Here is an 18123-nt window from a genome sequence, read left to right on the forward strand (position 1 = left end):
TGACCGCGATCGCCAGTTCTCGTGCCGACATCAACTCCGCACCATACCCTCTCACGGTTTGTTGTTGAAGGCGATCGGAAGTTGCAACGATTAAGCGGCGATCGAAACGTTCAACTTTGCGAGAAAAGGAAGCACAATATTTTTCAATATAAGTGTCCGCAGTTTGTGCGAAATCTGTATAGTAGGAAGACAGATGTTGCGTATGTTCTTCACGATAGCTAGGCTCTTCGCGAGAGTAAGCATCAAAAACAATCAATGTTTCCCAGCTTTGCCAAGCGGCATAGTTAATGAGAGACTCGATCAGTTGCCGTCTTGCAGAGTCTAAACTCTCGCGATCGCGCACTTGCTGTAATTCCGACCAATTTCCGATGGCATTATAGCCATCCACGAGAAGAATGGTAAATTTTTTGGATAAAGGCATGGCTCTTGAATGCTTGTAGCATAGTGTTTCAAAGGATTATTCCTACATCTCAATTAATACTAACAAGGACGCTCCCAAAAACGGAATAGGGAATCTCTCAAAACCATTTCCCGGAGATAGCAAGATGTCAACCGATGCGCGAGATGAGTCTCTCCAGCAAAAAAAATTATCGGTAAAACATCTCACCAGCAAATTCGCCAATCTGTTGTATAAAGAAATTTGTAGGTTTTTTTGTCTCTACGTTGAGTGGGCTGAAACATTGGCTCGTGCCAACTGAACGAGCTAAACTAACCTAAGATCGTTATCCCCTTATATTTTAAGGAGTCATCTATGCCTCGTCTTACCATTGATAGCCAAAAAGATTGTTATGTTCTCGATGAGAACAAAATAAATGCTCTGCAAAATACGGCAAATTCAATTAAATTAGAGCCTGGTACTTATGTTGTCCGGATCAACCAAGGGGCATTCAACTATTGGTCTGAAAAACAAGAATTTCCGGGAGAACCTTGGGTATTGTTATGGATTTATGGCGGTAAATTCATCAACAAAAAGACTAATATTGAGGTTGGTTGTACTTGGTCTTCCCTCAACGGATTTGATGACACGGTGACACTGGAGGTATTGGAAACAACAACATTATGCGGACTATTCTTTGATACTTACGCTCAGGATAATACCGGAGCCGTTACGCTTTCAATCTTAAAAGATGAATAGTTTCTGACAAATTATCGGTTATTTGGTATACCAAATAACCGATAAAAGGAACTGATAATGATGTAAATAAGGGGTTTGAACGATCGCGATGTTGCCACAAAAAAAGAAAACTTCAATTGCTCTCTTGTTGTTCCAATTGACTTTAGCGGCTGCATCCGCTTTAGTTATTGCACTCCCGATCGATTCGGTGTCGGCGCAATCTCTTGTGCCTGGCGTTACCGAGGGAGTGACTGTTAGAATTGACGGGTCGAGTAGTATGGCGACGGTCAATGAAACGCTAAAAGAATATATAGAAACGAAATATCCCGATACAAAAGTAACGCTTCAGTATCGAGGTACAGAAGAAGCGCTACAAGCATTAAGAGAAGGAACGATAGATTTAGCCGCGATCGGTCGTCCTCTAACCGCAGAAGAAAAAGCAGCCGGATTTATTGCTTATCCTTTAAGTCGGCGCAAAATTGCTGTTGTTGTCAGTGCTGATAACTCTTTTCAAGGCAGTTTGACTCACGAACAATTTGCACGCATTTTTCGAGGAGAGATTGAGGACTGGTCTGAAATCGGCGGCGATCGCGGCAAAATCCGTCTCATCGATCGCCCCGAAACAAGCGATACTCGTCAAGCCTTTCTCATCTATCCTATATTTGAAGCTGAATCTTTCAACTCGGGAGAGAATGCCGTTAAGCTGGCTCAGGATAGTACGGCTGCTTTAATTGAAGAATTGGATGAGAATACCATTGGTTATACTATCGCCGATCAAGCCATCAATCGTCCAGAATTACGAATTCTGTTGATGCACAACGCTTTTGTGACGGATGATCGCTATCCTTTCTCTCAACCTCGTTACTACGCTTATCGCAAAGATAATTCTAGCCCGGTAGTGAAGTCCTTTTTGGGTTCGATCGATACTCCTAGCGGAAAGCAAGTTGTTGAATCTGCAAAACCAGGGGGGGAAACGGCGATTTCTGCTGGTCTTTTAGCACGTTCGCCCCAGTTGAATAATAAAACTAACTTCTCGTCGGATGCGGAGACGGTAGGAGAGAAAGTTGAGGAAGAAACGAAAACAACTGAGGGAATTACCTCAGCCGAGACAAATCCTGATACTAACAAAAATGAGGGAATTACCTCGACCGGGACAAATCCCGAGACTAACACAAATGAGGAGATTGCCTCGACCGAGACAAATCCCGAAACAAACGACAATGACAATCTAGGGGCGATCGCTAATACCTCAGAATTGTCCGCAGAAAATTCCCTTGCTCAAACCAGTCCAACGGAAACAGCAGGTCAAACTGAAAATAAAGACAACGATTCGGCGATATTTTGGTGGTTTTTCGCCTTTTTGGGCGTACTGGGACTGCTGTGGTTGTGGCTGAATAAACAAAAGGAGACTTCTGCTGACAAAGGCGCGATCGCAGATTTACCAGAACAAGCTCCCCCGATCGCCTTAACACCAGACCCAACAGAACTCGAGCCAACTCCTCCGAAAACTCCTTCTCCAGAAGCAACGATTGCACCCCCTCCAGTAGTTCCTACTCCTCCTGTGGTTACTCCAGAGGTAACACCCACTCCAGAAGCGATTGCACCCCCTCCAGTAGTTCCTACTCCTCCTGTGGTTACTCCAGAAGTAACACCCACTCCAGAAGCAACGATTGCACCCCCTCCAGTAGTTCCTACTCCTCCTGTGGTCACTCCAGAAGTAACACCCACTCCAGAGGAGATTGTTCCACCTCCCACTGTGTCTCCTGTACCGTCGGAAACCCCAGCACCCGCTCCGATAAGTGAAGTTACTCCAGAACAAGCGGAATCCGATTCCTCTTCAGTAGCTTCCGCCGCGATCGCGGGGGCCGCTTTAGGCGCAATTGGTGCAGGTGCAGCCGCGATCGCCGCAACCGCAAAAGAGGCTCAAGAACCGCAAGAAGGGCGATCGGATGCAAGCAAACCCGAACCTGTCAACTTGCCAATCATCAGTTTACCGAGCAACTGTTACGGAACATTGACAGTTGACAGTAAAGCCAATTGTTATCCCTTAGATACCCAGCAATTATCTTACTTAGAAAGTGGTTCAAATACTATTGAATTAAATCCTGGTGTTTATGTCATCCGCATTGAAAGTGGTTTGTTTAATTACTGGCCGGACTTTCAACAAAAATTTGCAGGAGAACCTTGGGTTTTACTCTGGTTCTACGGTGGCAAGTTTATCAACAAGAAAACTAATTTGGAAGTGGGATGTACATGGGCAGCTTTGAATGGTTATGACGATACGATTACCTTAGAAGTAATCGAAACTGTCAAACTTTCTGCTTTATTCTTCGATACTTATAAGGATGACAATGTAGGCCAGATTGTCTTGTCTATTTTGCCGGATCGATAATTAGAAGATAGAAGGGTGCGATCGCGCCCTTCTTTTTTCTTTTTTGTTGCCTCTTACCTGTTTGACAAAATAACTCAGCAAACCTCAAATATGGCAAAATCAGATCCAAATCGAGTTTTACGTTTATTGCCTTTGGTTGTTGGTAGTTTGGGAGGGATTTTGCTGGTTGTCAACCGATCGCTTACAGTAGAACTCACGTCAACTCAATCTCGTTCGGATGCTTTGGGTATTATTTTGAGTGCGTTGTTAATTTTAGTCGGATTAATTTGGCAGCAAGTACAACCACGATCCCCCGAGGCTGTTCAATTAATCGGTGAAGAGCGATTTGATTTGCGCGAGGAATTACCAGAAGCCCTTAAAATTGAATTGGCATGGGCTTCTCATTTACTACTCACCAATACAACAACGCGATCGATTTTAGTCTATTATCAAGGCAAGATTTTACTGCGTCGCGGCATTCTCCCCGATTGTCAAGACATTAATCCTGGCTTAATTTTAAAGCGCGTTTTGAAGACACAAAAACCCGTGTATTTAGTCGATTTAAAGGTTTATCCAGGCAGAATTGAGTTTGACTATTTACCAGAGAATACTCAAGGTGTAATTTGTCAACCTTTGAGTAATGAAGGCGTATTAATTTTAGGTGCGAATGCTCCTCGTAGTTATACCAAACAAGATGAAAATTGGATTGAGGGGATTGCCGATAAGTTGGCGGAAACCTTGGGGGGGTGACAAGAAGGTTTAAAAGCAGATAAAGTAAGAACTTGAGCAAACGTTTCCCAAAAAGAATAGCGATCGCCGAGATATTAGAGGAGATTAATCGTTTTGTTAGATATTTGGTTTAAACCCCTGATTTGGATGGACTATCGATTAGCTGTCCTCTTTACCGTCATTTTACCTGTGATTTTGCTGCTCTGGGCGGCAATACGCAAGGAAGAGGCCATGATTCGCCTCCTTGTTATTTATTGGCGGGTTGCTAGTCTGCTGATGATTACCGTCTATTTAATGATTCCGTCTTGGTCAATTGGCTATATCACTGGGTTTGTCGCCAGAATTTTGATTCCCCTTTCTTTGTGGTTTTGGATCGATATCAATGATGAAATTGACGATCGCGGTTTTAGTCCTCTCAAGTTAACCTTAACGGCTTGGCGCTGGGCGGTGACAGTTTACTGTACTATCGGGACTCTTGCCTTTCTCCCTTTTCTTTCCTGTGCTTTTTCCACCGCAGCCTTGAAAACCCCCTTTTGCCGCGTTTGGCTTGAACCGACCTTTCTCTACAAAAGTTGGATTCATGCTAATTCCCGTCCCGGTTTTCTCGGTTTTCTTGCAGCTATTGGCCTCGCCGCTTATATTCTCTATTTTGTTTACTTTGTTGTTGTTCGTTTGGGCAAACAGTGGCGATCGGCAATGGACAAGTAGTTTTTTTATGAAAAATTGCATAAAAAATGAGCAATTTTGATGGGCGATCGCCTTCATTCAATCTTTAATTTTGCTTGCCTCTTTTCATCAAGTCTTTACTCTTTTGTTGGGATTTAATTGTTAGGGTGTTAGAGTAAAGGGTTTTTTGAGTAAAGAATTATGAAGAAAAAAGCATTTTTTTATATGACGGGGGTTTTATTTATGAGTTTAATGAGTGTTGGCTTTGTTGTTGAATTTTTAGCTACATCTATTGCCGATCCAAATAGTTGCTTACTTAGCCCTCACAATAAGGGTTGCGAAAACAATCTACCCATTGTCCTAGGCAAGGAAGAGATTGAAAATGGAGATTTAGAGAATTACTTCATTTCTGAAACACTCTCTAATTATTTCGCCAATGAATTTTTATCCGAACAAATCTCTAGTGAATATTTATCCCATCATTTCGAGAAGGAAGAGCCTCAGTAAATGTTTTAGAGTTTCTTACTAATTCTCTTTAGGCAAAGCGTAAAAATCAAACTAACGGTTCTTGCTGGGTCGTACAATGAATTCCACCACCTCCCGCAGCAATATCATCGATATTCAGTTGTATGATATCGCGATTGGGGAATAGTCGTGCCAGAGTTTCTTTGGCTTTGCGATCGGCTTTACGATCGCCGAATTCCGGTGCAATTACGGCACCATTAATAACATAAAAGTTAATATATCCCGCCGCAAAATCATCCCAATCGTATCCCGATCGTATCTTTGTCGGACCTTCGAGGATAACGACTTCGAGTTTATTCCCCTCTGCATCTGTCTGCGATCGCAGAATTTCAATATGTTTTTTTGTCACTTCATGGTCAAAAGATTGGCGATCGGGATCGTATCCAACCACAACAACCCCTGGACTGGTAAAACGGGCATAAAAATCTGTATGTCCATCGGTAATATCTGCACCTTTAATGCCAGGCAACCAGATAATTTTACGCAATCCCAATAGAGCTTTTAATTCTTCTTCACAATCGGCTTTTGTCCAACCTGGATTGCGATTATCATTAATAATACAGCTTTCTGTCACGATCGCCGTACCGCGACCATCTACTTCAACGCCTCCACCTTCAAAGACCAGTTTTGTGTTAATTAATGGAACTCCAGACTTTTGGGCAACAAACTGTGCAACTTCAGCATCGCGATCGTGATCTTGCTTGTTTCCCCAACCATTAAAATTAAAATCAATGGCTGCTTTCTCTCCTTCCTCATTGACCACAAAAACGGGACCTGTATCTCGCATCCACAAGTCGTCAAAAGAAGCAATAATTAATTCAACTTTAGAGCCACATTTTGCCCTGGCTATATCGTAATCTTCTTGACGAACTAACATTTTAACGGGTTCATAATTGGCGATCGCGCGAGCAATTTTAGCTAGATTATCTTGTACATCAGTAAAATATTCTCTCCCCCAAATATCTGCATTAGCGCTAAATGCCATCCAAGTACACAAATGGCGATCGGCTTCGTCTGGCATAAAAAATGAAGAATCGGAGGACAGAGAAGAGTCCATCTTATTAGAGGTTTGAGAATTTACGGCAGAACAGCTAACTAAACTTTTTCCCAAGACAAGAGATACTGAAGTCGTTGCCATTAATTGTAGAAAGAATTGTCTTTTCATAATGCCTTTTCACGTCTTCTATTTTATTGATCTCGGAAGGACTGAAATGCTTGTAGAATAGGCAGCATATCAGGAGATTTTTGTTTTAACTTGGCAACATCTTCCGTCGTAAATCCTGCCTTAGATTGGCGCTTGTTGAGGAGACGAAGAATCGCCACATAGTTCCCTTCTGAGTCAATTACTGGAAATAAAAGGATATTTTGTAATTGTTCTGCCCGATCTTTTCTCAAACCCACTCGAACAAAACGATCTTTAATTTGACTCACTTTATTACTTTTCTTTGCTTCGCGATCGGTTAATAATTTTGCTGCAATTCCGCGATCGGCGGGAAGACAAAATTCTTTAGCACAGGCATTTTTGGGATCGAATGCGAGAGACCAAACCTCTTTTTTGTCGGCATCAACGAAGAAAATATGACTGTATTCTGCACTGACAAATTTTCCCATCGAAACTGTTAAGGAATTAAGCAAAGAATAAAGAGTATTATAGCGACTATCTTGCTGTTCTTCAAAAAGATTACTAAACAAAGAAAGCGTTTGTTGTACAGCTTCTTTCGGTTCGACATGACTGGATTCTTTGAGAGTTTCATGGGTCTTGGCAAACTGAAGAATTGCCCCCACTCGTTCGTTAAAAACTTCCATTGATTGGAGATCGTTTTTATCGAAACTCGCCTTAAAAAAATCTGGAACTGCGGGATAACTATTGGGATCGTATTCTCCCTCCATTCCAGACTTTCTTTTATTAACTAATTGAGAAACTCCCACCAATTCACCATCAGGGGCGAGAACGGGCATACAGAGCAAACTACAAGTACGATAGAGAGTCTGGGCATCGGTTTTCTTGGCATTCTCTGCATTAGGATCTTCGTAAAGATCGAAAGGAATAGCCATCGTTGTGCGACTGTGTGCAACTTGACCTGCAAAACCAACCCCAATCGGACAGCGAATTTCTCCTTTTCCTGGTATTCTTGTCCAGAGATCTCCCCGCCTTCCATCTACTAACCATAAGGTGGCGCGATCGGCATTCAGTAGCTCTTTCGCGGCTCCCATAACCCGCTCTAAAATCATTTCTGTATCGAGATTCACCTGATTGAGCGATCGCGTTGCTTTGGCTAAAGCTGCCGTTGCTTGAGCCTTTTTAATGCCCTCATAACAGGATTGACAGGTTTCTAAAATACCGCGAATGGGAATAACGCATTTTGCCAGGCGTTCTAAATCTTGATGAGTAAATCCGATAGGATCGCCTTGTTTTTTAACAATTTTATTGAGGAGTTGAACGACGGCTACAATGTCTAGATCGTCGTTTAAAATTGGAAAAGCAAGAATATTTTTAGTTTGATAATTAAACTTTTTATCAGATTCTTTAACTAAGCGCGATCGCGGGTCTTCGTAAACATTATCAGCAATATGAATGACCTGTTTATTTTTCGCCACCAATCCGGCAATCCCTTGCCCGACGCGGACGTGAATATCGAGAAACTGTCCGCTTTCATCTTCAGCAACCAAAGACCAAAGCTCGGTTTTCTCATCATTAAGGAGGAAAATACTGGTGCGATCTGCCCCCACTAATTCGCCAACTTTTCCGGTTAAGTCTCGTAAGGTTTCATAAAGCGGTTGACCAACGGTTTGTTCGTCGGCATCGCCACTTTCAATTTTAATCAGAATTTCCCCTTGCTTCTGAAGTAATTTGCGTTCGAGTTCGCTAAATGCGTGGAGAAATTCATCATCATCGGGTTCGAGATTGGCTTCTAATTTAGCAATTGCTCGATCGATCCAGTCTAAATCAAAAACTTCCTCATAGATTTTATTATGAACTTTTAATCGCCCTCTTTGTTGAACAATTAAACCCAATAAACGTAGTTCTTTTTGCTCTGCACTATTATCAGCAAAAACCGATTCATTTTTAACAATTTCACGATAGAATTTGAGGAGCTTGATGCTATTTTTTTTATCTTTACTTTTAAGAATGCGATCGCGAATATTCCATAAGGGCTTAAGGTGAGGATTTTTATCCCAATTTTTGAGGATTTGCCCTCGAACTTTTGTGTTAACCCACTCTTCTTCTTCCCCAAAAATCGGTGCTTCGTCTCCCCCCAAGACCATTTTGAAGAGAATTTGCGTGAGAAAAGGCTCTTTTCCCGTCCATTCCAAAACCAGTCCCAACATTTTTTTGTAGTTGTGGGATCCTTCCAGCATTTCGGGAGTCAGGGGAATGCCGGCATCTTGGGTGGGGGAGGAAAATGAATTTGAGGTCATGATGCAACTTGGATGATGATGCAATAGGGACTGATTTTGGCTATGATGTCGAGCATATTGCAAGCAATGTCCCGATATCAACTCGCAGGCGATCGCGTGGGGAAGAATTTTCCCCAGACCCTTACACCGACATTGTAAATCTCTTTGTGGATGTCGTCCGGAAAATTTCCTCGATCGCAGTTAAAGTTGTTCTTTTTGGCGATCGCGTTGACAATTCCTACTGTATTGGCGAATCTATAGGAGACAAGTTACAATCCCTTAATTATTTCGATCTTGAGTTCACTGCTGCAATTAATCATAACCTCTGAAAGAGCTTTTTCGTCTTTTCGCTTTCTTTAATTTCCTTCGTAATTCAACAAAGAGATTCCAAAATATTATTGAATCTCTTTGTTTGCTGGCTTTAGACAATGTTGATATGTCTACTTTTATGTCTCTAATATTCAATCTCTTAAACATACTTCTCATACTGGTTTGACTTTGATCGAGTACAAAACCTAGCCAGATTGAGACGAACAAAAAGCTATCTAGCACTGGATAATCGTCTTGAGGAAAGTGACTCAGACTTTCTTTGATAATTTTGGGGAAATTTGATATCATTCTGTTAGCTCTTTAAAAATTATTTAGCTTCTATTTTATCAAATTAGAGGCTTTTTGCTCAAGTATTTTCTATCATTCAGCACTTCTGAGGTCATTCAATGCAAAACCTTCTGATTATTTTCTTTTCTGGTGGACTGGGAAGTATCAGTCGATATCTGATTGGAACTTGGATCGGCGATCGCTGGCAAAGTAATTTGCCTCTAGGAACATTTGCTGTTAATATTATAGGCTGTTTTTTAATTGGTTTTTTTGTAGGAATCATTGAACGTTATCGCTTATCTCAGGGTTGGAGTTTATTATTTTTAACGGGTTTTTGTGGGGGTTTTACTACCTTTTCTTCTTTTATTTATGAGCAAAGTCTCTCTTACAAAGAAAAAGCCTACTTCGATCTGATATTATATTTAACATTAAGTGTTTTTATGGGCTTGATGGCAACATTATTGGGATTGGAATTAGCCAAAAAATGAAGGATAAATTGGTTCTCTATTACCACTAAACTCTTAAATAGATGCCGATCGCTATCATAGATTGACAACTTTGAGATGCACCCAATATGGCGATCGCGATCGAACTTTCGGTACTGATGTCGATCTCTGCTTTAATGGGTAATAGATAGTAATAACCTGAGTTGCTAGTTACAAATAGGATACGTTTCGATAACTAGCAAGTTGAGTTAATAGTAGCTGTACAACTAAAAAAAGGAGAGAAAATGCGAATTTTAATCATGGGTGGAACTCGTTTTATTGGCGTAGCTTTAACAAAAATTCTGGTCGATCGCGGCCATGAAGTCGTGTTATTCAACCGAGGCAATAAACCTGCACCAGTAGAAGGAATTACACAAATTCACGGCGATCGCCAAAACACCGATGAGCTAAAAAATAAACTCAAAAATGAGCATTTTGATGCTATTTTTGATAATAATGGGCGAGAATTAAGCGATACACAACCCCTTGTTGAATTATTTAAAGATAAAGTCGAGCATTTTGTTTATGTTAGTTCTGCTGGAGTCTATTTAAAATCCCAACAAATGCCTCATATTGAAGGGGATCCCGTCGATCCTCAAAGTCGTCATAAAGGGAAACATGAAACAGAAAGTTATCTCAAACAAATAGGACTCCCTTGGACTTCTGTGCGTCCGGTTTATATTTATGGTCCCGGCAATTATAATGATGTTGAAGCGTGGTTTTTCGATCGCATTGTCCGCGATCGACCCATTCCTATTCCAGGAGATGGTTTAGCAATTACACAATTGGGTCATATCCAAGATTTAGCCACAGCAATGGCTGCTATTTTAGGCAATGACAAAGCAAAAGGACAAATTTATAATATTTCCGGCGATCGCTATATTACCTTGAAAGGATTAGCTTTAGCTTGTACAGAAGCAGCCGGAAAGTCAACCGATGAAATTAAATTAGTTCATTTCGATCCGAAGCAATTTGATTTTGGCAAACGCAAGGCTTTCCCTTTACGAGTACAGCATTTCTTTACTGATATTCACAAAGCGAAAACAGAATTAAATTGGCAACCCGAATTCGATCTTGTTGCTGGCTTAAAAGACTCTTTTAACAAAGATTATTTAATGTCAGGACGCAACAACAAAGAGATTGATTTCTCTCTGGATAACGAGATTTTAAAAGCCTGAAATCCTGTAGCGACGTTGCCTGCAACGTCGCTACTCGTTTTTAATAAAAAACAAAGATTGTCACCAGTAATAATAAACCCAATAAAGATGGCCAGAAAGATACCTTCGAGACCAGGTTATCTTGATAGCGAATTAAAGCAAAATCTGGTTTCACCAACAAGAGAATTGCATTGATGGAAACAAGGAAAATGAATAGATAGATAATCAAGTAAAAATACTCAAAATAAAGCAATCCTTTACTAACGACTTGTTCCCGAATGGAAATCTGATCTAAAATTACAATGAAAATGAAACCCGCACAAGCTGCTAAAATCTCCATTGCCTTATCGCGATCGGAAATAAGCAGCATCGCAAAGAGCAAAGAAATTACAACAAATTGGGGACCAATTTTAGAAACAAAAGGACCGATAAAGGCTCGTTTCGCGACTACTGTAAAATAAAGTTCTGGAATTCCTGCGCCAAGGTTTATCCCATCATAACCGAAACTGGCATTATAAGTTCGCAGGCGATACTCAAAGAAACTATCTTGAATATTCCAGCCCAATAAATCCAAATCTGTATCTAAACCTGGCTTCGATCGCGGATTGATGACTTCATAGCTGTCCAAATCCGGGGTAAAAATAACTGTTTTATCCCACTCACTCGGCCAAATTCGTACCGTAATATCTTTACTATCAAAAGGATAACTATCAAAGCGAAAATTCTGGCGCAAACGGGTTTCAAAATACCAGCCAATTACCTCTTGGTCATCCTCTTGATAACGATATTCTTCTCGTACTTCAACATCATTAGAATCGATCGCATCAGGTAAAAGGAAACCTCGCGCTATATCCGGATCGACATTATTGCCATACTTTTGCCAAATATAACCTGTAACAAACACCTCATTTGGACCCGTAAAATCAATAGATTGTAAAAATACCCCCGTGGGAATCTGCACTGGGGCATCCTTTCCAGCTTGTATCGCCGTTTTAATCGGTGTTGCAACAGCTTTGGTAACTTCAGTTTGGGAGAGTAACAAATTGCGAGAAGAAACATAGTTGCGATTGGCTAAAGCCAAATTCCAAACCAAGCCAATTTTAGCAATTAAAATCACACTTGCAAAAATAGAAGATGCCCATAAATGCTTCTTTTCTCCTTTATCAACGCGCAAGAAAACAACAGAACCTAAGATCAGGAAAATAGCAAATGCCAAGGCAATAACAATCGTTTTTTTCCGCACAGTGTCACTATCTGGAAGTAATTCTTCTTCTAGAAAAACGACCCCAACTGCCCAACCATTTAAAGAGATAGGTTGAAGCAGCAACCAGGCTCGCTGTCCCGTAATTTCATCGGTAAAATTCCCCTCAACTTGTTCCCCTTTCAATCCTTTTTCAACTAAAGCTAAAAATTCAGGATTATCTTGAGCGCGAGCCAGATCGAGAAGATTGGTTTTTCCATCAATGAGATCCCCATTGGGGTGAGAGAGAAAAACGCCACTATCCGAGACCAAAAAACCATAGCCTGTTTTGCCAATATCGAGATTATTAACAACGGCCTTAAGTTGATTGAGAGAATATTCAGCAAAAATAACCCCCCGAGGTGTTGCTTGTCCGGCGACAATTCTCGAGAAAGGCGTATAAAATCCGATCGCCAGTTCGCTTAAAGGTGTTTCTTCTGGACCTGCATAAGGCTCCCCCCAATTGTGTCCTTCATTAAGAGTTTCTCGATACCACGGATATTGCGGGAGAATATAGTTAAAATCTAATTTTTCCCCCTCCAGAAACTTCACCTCATCTTCAATATGTATCGCTATTGGAGCATGGAGCCGGAGATCGGGAGAATAGGCAAAAGGTTGATAAGCTACCCCTAAACGGGCAAGATTGGGAATTTTTTTCAAGTCCTGTTGTAAAAGTTCCGGAATTTTAGCATCTCCAAGTTGACCTGAAGAGAATAAATTCGACAGATCGAGGGCATTTTTTTGGGCGAGACGCAATTCTTGTTCGATTTCAAAAGAGGCCCAGAGTGCCTCTCGCTTGGCATTGAGTTGCCCTTCGTTGAGTTTATCCCGACGTTCGCTCCAAAATAAGAGACTGCTGACAATTCCCAAACACAAACTCACTGTTCCCAGTCCCAGGGCAATGTAAAAAATATATTTATTCCCCCCGTCAAATTGCGATTCTTTGGGGGATAAAATTTGAGCTTCAAGGGTTTCATCGATGGGTGAAATTTCGGCTAAGTTAGTATCGCTAACTTCTGTATCGCTAACTTCTGTGTCGCTAATTTCAGTGTCGCTAATTTCAGTATCCCTAACTTCAGTATCCCTAACTTCAGGATCGCTAATTTCAGTATCCCTCTCTTCTGGTTCGAGATGGACGCGATCGCGCTTTTCTAGAATTTTGCTTCTTCCTACTTCTTCTTCTTCACTAAACTGCCCTTGCACCGCCATCGCCAGTTGCTGGGAAAGGGCGCTGGTTTGTTCCCCCAAAGGGACCGCATCCAGTAAGCGATCGAGTAAATTGGCATTGTCTCCTAATAATTTCTTAGCGGCATCACTTTCGCTGAGGGCGCGACAGACTTCGATAAAATCCTTGAGAGTCCCATGATGAGCTTCGGGAAATGTCTCTGGGGTGAGAACCGTGAGGGCATCATTGTAGCGAAGAATCGCATTACACCAGTCTGCCAAAGGGTCGTCGGTTTGATTGCCTCGTTCGATATGGAGATGCCCGATCGCCCGTTGCAGTTCCCCCCAACCTTCGGGACATTCAGCGCGATCGCAGTGTTTTAAGCCTTCTTCTAGGGCAGCCATAGCGCCTGGATACCCCGGTTTGTGCAGGTCGGGATGGGTGGGGTAGGGGGCGATCTCCACGGGTAAATCGGGGACCTCTCGAGAGGAATGAAAGGCTGCATTACTGCGTTGCAACCAAATTTCCCAATCTTGGGGATTTAAACTTAAGGCCCGATCGCAAGCGGCGATCGCCTCGTCGTATTTTTCTAATCCATTCAGGGCAGTTCCTTTTCCTCCCCATGCTTCCTCCTTATCGGGTTTGAAGTCGAGAAGACCGTCGTAAATGGCGATCGCCTCCTTGTAGCGCTTCACCTTCACCAGTGCATCGCCTTTTTTGAGCAAACTTTGGTCATTTTGGGGTTGTAAACTCAAAGCGCGATCGTAAGCCGCGATCGCCTCCCCATAACGCTGCATCAAAGAAAGAACTTGTCCGCGATCGTGCCAGAGAGAAGAAGAATTTTGCTGGAGATCGAGGGCGCGATCGTAACTTTGTAGAGCCTCCTGATAACGTCCCATTTGGGAGAGCAACCAACCTCGGTTGCGCCAACTTTCCGGTGCGCTTTCATCAACAGCGATGACGCGATCGTAGCTTTTTAAGGCTTCTTCTGTGCGGTTCAAGTGAAGCAAAACAACTCCCCGCTTGCTCCAACCCATTGGCCAATCGTCCTTAATTTCCAGGGCTTTGTCGTAACTCTCCAAGGCTTCTTCGTAGCGCTGAAGCTGACAGAGTAAATCCCCCTTTCGCAACCATCCCATCTCATCTCCAGGGCGCATTTCTAGGGCTTTGTCGTAGCTTTCTAAGGCTTCTTCGCTGCGGTTAGCCTGGGCTAAAACCTCTCCTCGTTCGTACCATGCTTGGGGAGAGTTTGCCTGAAATTGATTGGCTTTGTCCCAAGCGGCGATCGCCTCGTCGTAACGCTCTAATTGTGCCAAGGCTAAACCCTTCTCCTGCCAGGCTGTACCATAATCGGGCTGCACCGCAAGAGAGCGATCGTAACTGGCGATCGCCCTTTCCCAATGTCCCAAACGGTAGAGAGTATTGCCCCAGTCGTACCAAGATTTTGCTTTACTGGCAATCTGAGGGGTTTGGGGTAATAATAAAGGAAGCTGACTATTGGGGCGATCGCCAAATAACCGTTGAAAGACATTCATGAGCGGAAGTTTCAGTGGGTCGAGCAAACAAGTTGCTTTTTCATTTTACGATCTGTTTTACCATCTGTCTTAGCTAAAAAACTTAACCCTTGCTAAATTTTTCCTTTTCCCGCGATCGGGATTTGACATTGTTACTTGCTCTGGAGATATTTTTATGATGATGATTCCTAAACTTTTCAAAGCGATCGTTCTCATGGCGGCGATCGCCAGTTTTACAGCTTGTGGAAAACCGAAAACCCAATCCGGCAACCCCGTTCAAGGGGAGGTCACTACGGAAGAAGGAGCCACAGAAGTCAAAAGTACCTTAGATCGCATTAAAGAAGAAAGCAAAATCATTGTCGGTATTAGTGATGATTATCCCCCCTTTAGTTTTGCCGAAGGAGAAGGAGAAGACAGCAAGTATGCGGGATTGGAAGTCGATATTGCCCGTTACCTCGCCCTAGAATTAATTGGTGAAGAAGCACTGATTGAGTTCGTTCCCTTAAAAATGGAAGAACTTATTGAAAAACTCGATGCGGGTGAAGTTGATATCCTCATTACCAGCTTGAGCCAAACCGAGGAACGCAAGCAGCAAATTGCGTTTAGTGAGGCTTATTATTCCTCGGGAGTAGGGTTGCTCATCCCCAAATATAGCAGCGAGATTAAAGCCTGGAGCGATCTGAAGGAGAAAACAGTCTGTACGTTGGGGACATCTGTATATGCAGGAGAATTAGAAAAACTAGGGATGGTCATCCTCGAAGTTGAGAACTCCGAAGGGATGTTATCTGCCCTCAAAGACAAAAAATGCGTTGGGGGAGCAATGGAGGAAGCCGCTATTGCTGGTCTGGTAAGAAACTCAGATTGGTCGGACTACAACAATAGCCCATTGCCGACCCTTTTTCCCACTCCTTGGGGCATGGGAATGCGTCGCGGTCCAGACAGTGAATCGTTACTCGAGGCGGTTAATTTAGCCATTATTCAAATGGAAGCGGAGGGATTTATTGTTAAAAAGGAAGAAGAGTGGAAAATCCCCCCCACAGATTACGTTAAAGAACGCATGGAACTGGCAAAATCAGTCATCGCAGCTCAACCTAAAAAAGATGAAAAGAAAGAAGAAGAAGAATCATTTTTAAGCGGTTATTTGGCGATCGCCGATGGGTCTAGTTCAATTTTGCCCGTTACTTTAGCTCTCTCGGAAACTTTTGAAGAGGCGAATAAAGGAGTGCGAGTCGGTGTGGGCGGTACGGGAGTCACCCAGGGATTTGAGCAATTTTGTGCAGGAGAAATCGATATTGTTCATTCTGCACGACCCATCAATAAAGATGAGATGAAACTCTGTCGCAAGGAACGACACCGCTATCTCGAAATGCCTTTTGCTTTTGATGCGATCGCTGTTGTTGCTAATCCGAAGAACACCTGGGCGACTTGTCTCAAGCGAGAGGAATTGAAAAAAATCTGGTCAACGGAAGCATCCGGAAAGATTGAGAATTGGCAGGATATTCGGAAGGAGTTTTCCGATTCTCCTCTCGTGCTTTCCGCACCTCCCTCGGACTCGGGAACATCGGAATATTTTCTCGAAGCGATTTTGGGCAATGGTGAGGGTGTAGAAGGGCGCGTCGATTATAATGCTCAAGAAGATGAGGCTCTCATTGTACAAAGCACCACCGCAGAAGAGGGAGGATTGGGGATTTTAGGGATATCGACTTATGAGGAGAATAAAGATGTACTTAAGATTATCGCAGTTGAAAATGAGGCAGGTAAGTGCGTTGAGCCGAGTCGAAAAACCATTGACAATGGAACTTATAGCCCTCTCTCTCGCCCGTTATTTTTCTATGTGAGCGAGGAAGCACTAGAGAAAAATCCAGCCGTGAAGGAATTTGCTAAGTTTCTCATCAATCCGGAAAATCAATCGGCGATCGCCAAATTCGGTTATGTTCCGGTTTCGGGAGATTTATTGGAACGAGTCCGCACGCGCTTAAGTAATGGCGTAACGGGAACTTTATTTGCTGGGGGTTCGACCGTCGGAGTTAATTTATCTGATAAGTTACTGGGGGCTCGCACGACGGAGGTTCCCGAAGGCAAGGAAAATGATAGTTAAATGAGAGATTGAACGTTCCCCAACCAATTCAAGGATTAGAGAGATAGGGCTGTTGATGTCCCTATCTCTGCTAAAAACTCGTTAAAGATCGAAGTCAGCTTCAAAACTTTGGCGGGTTAAGGGCTGATCGAGTAAAAGACCTTCTCCTCCCAAGACTTCTATGGGTTCTCCTTCAATTTCTAGCCAGACTTTGCCATCAGGATTTAAACTGGTTGCTGTGTAAAGGATTTGAGCTACTCGTCCGGTCATGGACGCAGTACCTCCTCCAAAGGAAAATTCTTCGGAGAGATTGACGTGAATTCCATCGGATTTTAGTACGACACTTCGCAATTTTGTGCCTTCTGGGATGGTCGTAGCGTGGCGATCGCTTTGGGGACCTGCAAGCAATTGCTGCATGGCATTTTCAAGAATGGCTTCCGGCGCACTGTCAGTCTTAACTTCAATATCGACGGTGCTAGAAACCATTTCAATATCGCTGTTTTGGGCATCAAACCAATAAATTTCTATGGTTTGTTCTTTGGTTTGTTCTTTGGCATCTTCTTGAGCCTGTGGCTTATTTGGGGCGCTTGCAACGGGTTCTTTTGTGGTGGGGGTTTCTTGAGGTTGTGTTGTTTCTGTGGGGGTTGGAGAGATGTCGGGAGGAGAAGAAGTCGTTTTTGTGTCGTCACCTTGACATCCCGAGGCGATCGCGCTGGCAATGAGGGCGATCGCGATAGTCGCGAGGGAAAATCGGGTTGAGTTGTGCTGTTGTTGGTTTTGCATGAAATCCTCCTTCTATCAATTCGTATTCTATCTTAAATGTCAAAAGAGGACTCCCGTTAGAGCCGACAGGCTCTAACGGCGAGATGAATTTTGACCAGCAAATAAAACCGACCCAAGGGAGTCAGTTTAATTGAAATTGTGCTAGTCTGAAAAAGCCAATGCACCCAAGTGTGCCTAGATAGGCAGAATTGGTGATTCTCGCCAGATAAAATGTCCGACCAAAAAGAAGTACCTGATAGCAGGGGCGGCATAGTTTATGAAGGAGAAGCCGAAACATAATTAAGTTTTTGGTTGTCTGCTG

At 42.8% G+C, this 18123-nt stretch carries 14 protein-coding genes and 1 pseudogene; 9 read left to right on the plus strand and 6 right to left on the minus strand.

Features of this window, described 5'->3' with window-relative positions; translation table 11 throughout:
* On the minus strand, positions 1-421 hold a 421-nt coding region (locus tag VB714_RS24405), incomplete at its 3' end, for an NYN domain-containing protein (protein WP_323227536.1).
* Positions 422-751: 330 nt separating this feature from the next.
* On the opposite strand from VB714_RS24405, the gene VB714_RS24410 reads away from it, so the two are divergent.
* From VB714_RS24410 to VB714_RS24430, 5 genes are all read left to right on the plus strand, one after another.
* Entirely contained in the window at positions 752-1135 is a 384-nt protein-coding gene (locus VB714_RS24410; protein WP_323227537.1) for a hypothetical protein, read from the plus strand.
* A gap of 88 nt (positions 1136-1223) precedes the next feature.
* Complete coding sequence (locus VB714_RS24415; protein WP_323227538.1) at positions 1224-3506, plus strand: substrate-binding domain-containing protein; 2283 nt, start codon at positions 1224-1226, stop codon at positions 3504-3506.
* Between the two features lie 90 nt (positions 3507-3596).
* The gene (locus VB714_RS24420; RefSeq protein ID WP_323227539.1) at positions 3597-4235 is read left to right on the plus strand and encodes a cofactor assembly of complex C subunit B; all 639 of its coding nucleotides are present in this window, start codon (positions 3597-3599) and stop codon (positions 4233-4235) included.
* Between the two features lie 93 nt (positions 4236-4328).
* Complete coding sequence (locus tag VB714_RS24425; protein WP_323227540.1) at positions 4329-4922, plus strand: DUF3177 family protein; 594 nt, start codon at positions 4329-4331, stop codon at positions 4920-4922.
* Between the two features lie 159 nt (positions 4923-5081).
* Positions 5082-5387 (plus strand): hypothetical protein, encoded by a 306-nt coding sequence (locus VB714_RS24430; protein WP_323227542.1) that lies wholly within the window; start codon positions 5082-5084, stop codon positions 5385-5387.
* A 46-nt stretch (positions 5388-5433) separates the two neighbouring features.
* On the opposite strand, the gene VB714_RS24435 is transcribed toward VB714_RS24430, so the two are convergent.
* Both VB714_RS24435 and VB714_RS24440 read right to left on the minus strand, forming a co-directional pair.
* Positions 5434-6570, minus strand: a complete 1137-nt coding sequence (locus tag VB714_RS24435; protein ID WP_323227543.1) for an agmatine deiminase family protein — start codon at positions 6568-6570, stop codon at positions 5434-5436.
* A gap of 23 nt (positions 6571-6593) precedes the next feature.
* Positions 6594-8825, minus strand: coding sequence for a GAF domain-containing protein (locus tag VB714_RS24440; RefSeq protein WP_323227544.1), 2232 nt, complete (start codon positions 8823-8825; stop codon positions 6594-6596).
* An 8-nt stretch (positions 8826-8833) separates the two neighbouring features.
* Between VB714_RS24440 and VB714_RS24445 the strand changes: the two genes are divergently transcribed.
* Positions 8834-9133, plus strand: coding sequence for a hypothetical protein (locus tag VB714_RS24445; protein WP_323227546.1), 300 nt, complete (start codon positions 8834-8836; stop codon positions 9131-9133).
* A gap of 7 nt (positions 9134-9140) precedes the next feature.
* On the opposite strand, the pseudogene VB714_RS24450 reads toward VB714_RS24445, so the two are convergent.
* Positions 9141-9422 (minus strand): annotated as a pseudogene (locus VB714_RS24450) (IS4 family transposase); the annotation flags it as partial.
* Positions 9423-9520: 98 nt separating this feature from the next.
* Here VB714_RS24450 and crcB point away from each other — a divergent pair.
* Both crcB and VB714_RS24460 read left to right on the plus strand, forming a co-directional pair.
* A complete protein-coding gene (crcB, locus tag VB714_RS24455; protein ID WP_323227547.1) occupies positions 9521-9889 on the plus strand; it encodes a fluoride efflux transporter CrcB in 369 nt (122 codons plus the stop codon).
* Between the two features lie 242 nt (positions 9890-10131).
* Entirely contained in the window at positions 10132-11064 is a 933-nt protein-coding gene (locus VB714_RS24460) for an NAD-dependent epimerase/dehydratase family protein (RefSeq protein WP_323227549.1), read from the plus strand.
* A 40-nt stretch (positions 11065-11104) separates the two neighbouring features.
* On the opposite strand, the gene VB714_RS24465 is transcribed toward VB714_RS24460, so the two are convergent.
* Complete coding sequence (locus tag VB714_RS24465; protein ID WP_323227550.1) at positions 11105-14983, minus strand: tetratricopeptide repeat protein; 3879 nt, start codon at positions 14981-14983, stop codon at positions 11105-11107.
* Between the two features lie 154 nt (positions 14984-15137).
* Here VB714_RS24465 and VB714_RS24470 point away from each other — a divergent pair, with 154 nt between their 5' ends.
* A complete protein-coding gene (locus VB714_RS24470) occupies positions 15138-17060 on the plus strand; it encodes a phosphate ABC transporter substrate-binding protein PstS family protein (RefSeq protein ID WP_323227551.1) in 1923 nt (640 codons plus the stop codon).
* Between the two features lie 81 nt (positions 17061-17141).
* Here VB714_RS24470 and VB714_RS24475 read toward each other — a convergent pair whose 3' ends face one another.
* A complete protein-coding gene (locus VB714_RS24475) occupies positions 17142-17822 on the minus strand; it encodes a GerMN domain-containing protein (protein ID WP_323227553.1) in 681 nt (226 codons plus the stop codon).
* Positions 17823-18123 lie beyond the last annotated feature (301 nt).

It is taken from the genome of Spirulina sp. 06S082 (genome assembly GCF_034932145.1).
GTDB lineage: Bacteria > Cyanobacteriota > Cyanobacteriia > Cyanobacteriales > Spirulinaceae > CCY15215.

What these genes read in the sequence shown, in the direction of transcription:
- VB714_RS24420 (WP_323227539.1), top strand. Translation starts at nt 3,597, where the DNA reads ATGGCAAAATCAGATCCAAATCGAGTTTTACGTTTATTGCCTTTGGTT.
- VB714_RS24410 (WP_323227537.1), top strand. Translation starts at nt 752, where the DNA reads ATGCCTCGTCTTACCATTGATAGCCAAAAAGATTGTTATGTTCTCGAT.
- crcB (WP_323227547.1), top strand. Translation starts at nt 9,521, where the DNA reads ATGCAAAACCTTCTGATTATTTTCTTTTCTGGTGGACTGGGAAGTATC.
- VB714_RS24475 (WP_323227553.1), bottom strand. Translation starts at nt 17,822, where the DNA reads ATGCAAAACCAACAACAGCACAACTCAACCCGATTTTCCCTCGCGACT.
- VB714_RS24415 (WP_323227538.1), top strand. Translation starts at nt 1,224, where the DNA reads ATGTTGCCACAAAAAAAGAAAACTTCAATTGCTCTCTTGTTGTTCCAA.
- VB714_RS24435 (WP_323227543.1), bottom strand. Translation starts at nt 6,570, where the DNA reads ATGAAAAGACAATTCTTTCTACAATTAATGGCAACGACTTCAGTATCT.
- VB714_RS24470 (WP_323227551.1), top strand. Translation starts at nt 15,138, where the DNA reads ATGATGATGATTCCTAAACTTTTCAAAGCGATCGTTCTCATGGCGGCG.
- VB714_RS24430 (WP_323227542.1), top strand. Translation starts at nt 5,082, where the DNA reads ATGAAGAAAAAAGCATTTTTTTATATGACGGGGGTTTTATTTATGAGT.
- VB714_RS24460 (WP_323227549.1), top strand. Translation starts at nt 10,132, where the DNA reads ATGCGAATTTTAATCATGGGTGGAACTCGTTTTATTGGCGTAGCTTTA.
- VB714_RS24465 (WP_323227550.1), bottom strand. Translation starts at nt 14,983, where the DNA reads ATGAATGTCTTTCAACGGTTATTTGGCGATCGCCCCAATAGTCAGCTT.
- VB714_RS24440 (WP_323227544.1), bottom strand. Translation starts at nt 8,825, where the DNA reads ATGACCTCAAATTCATTTTCCTCCCCCACCCAAGATGCCGGCATTCCC.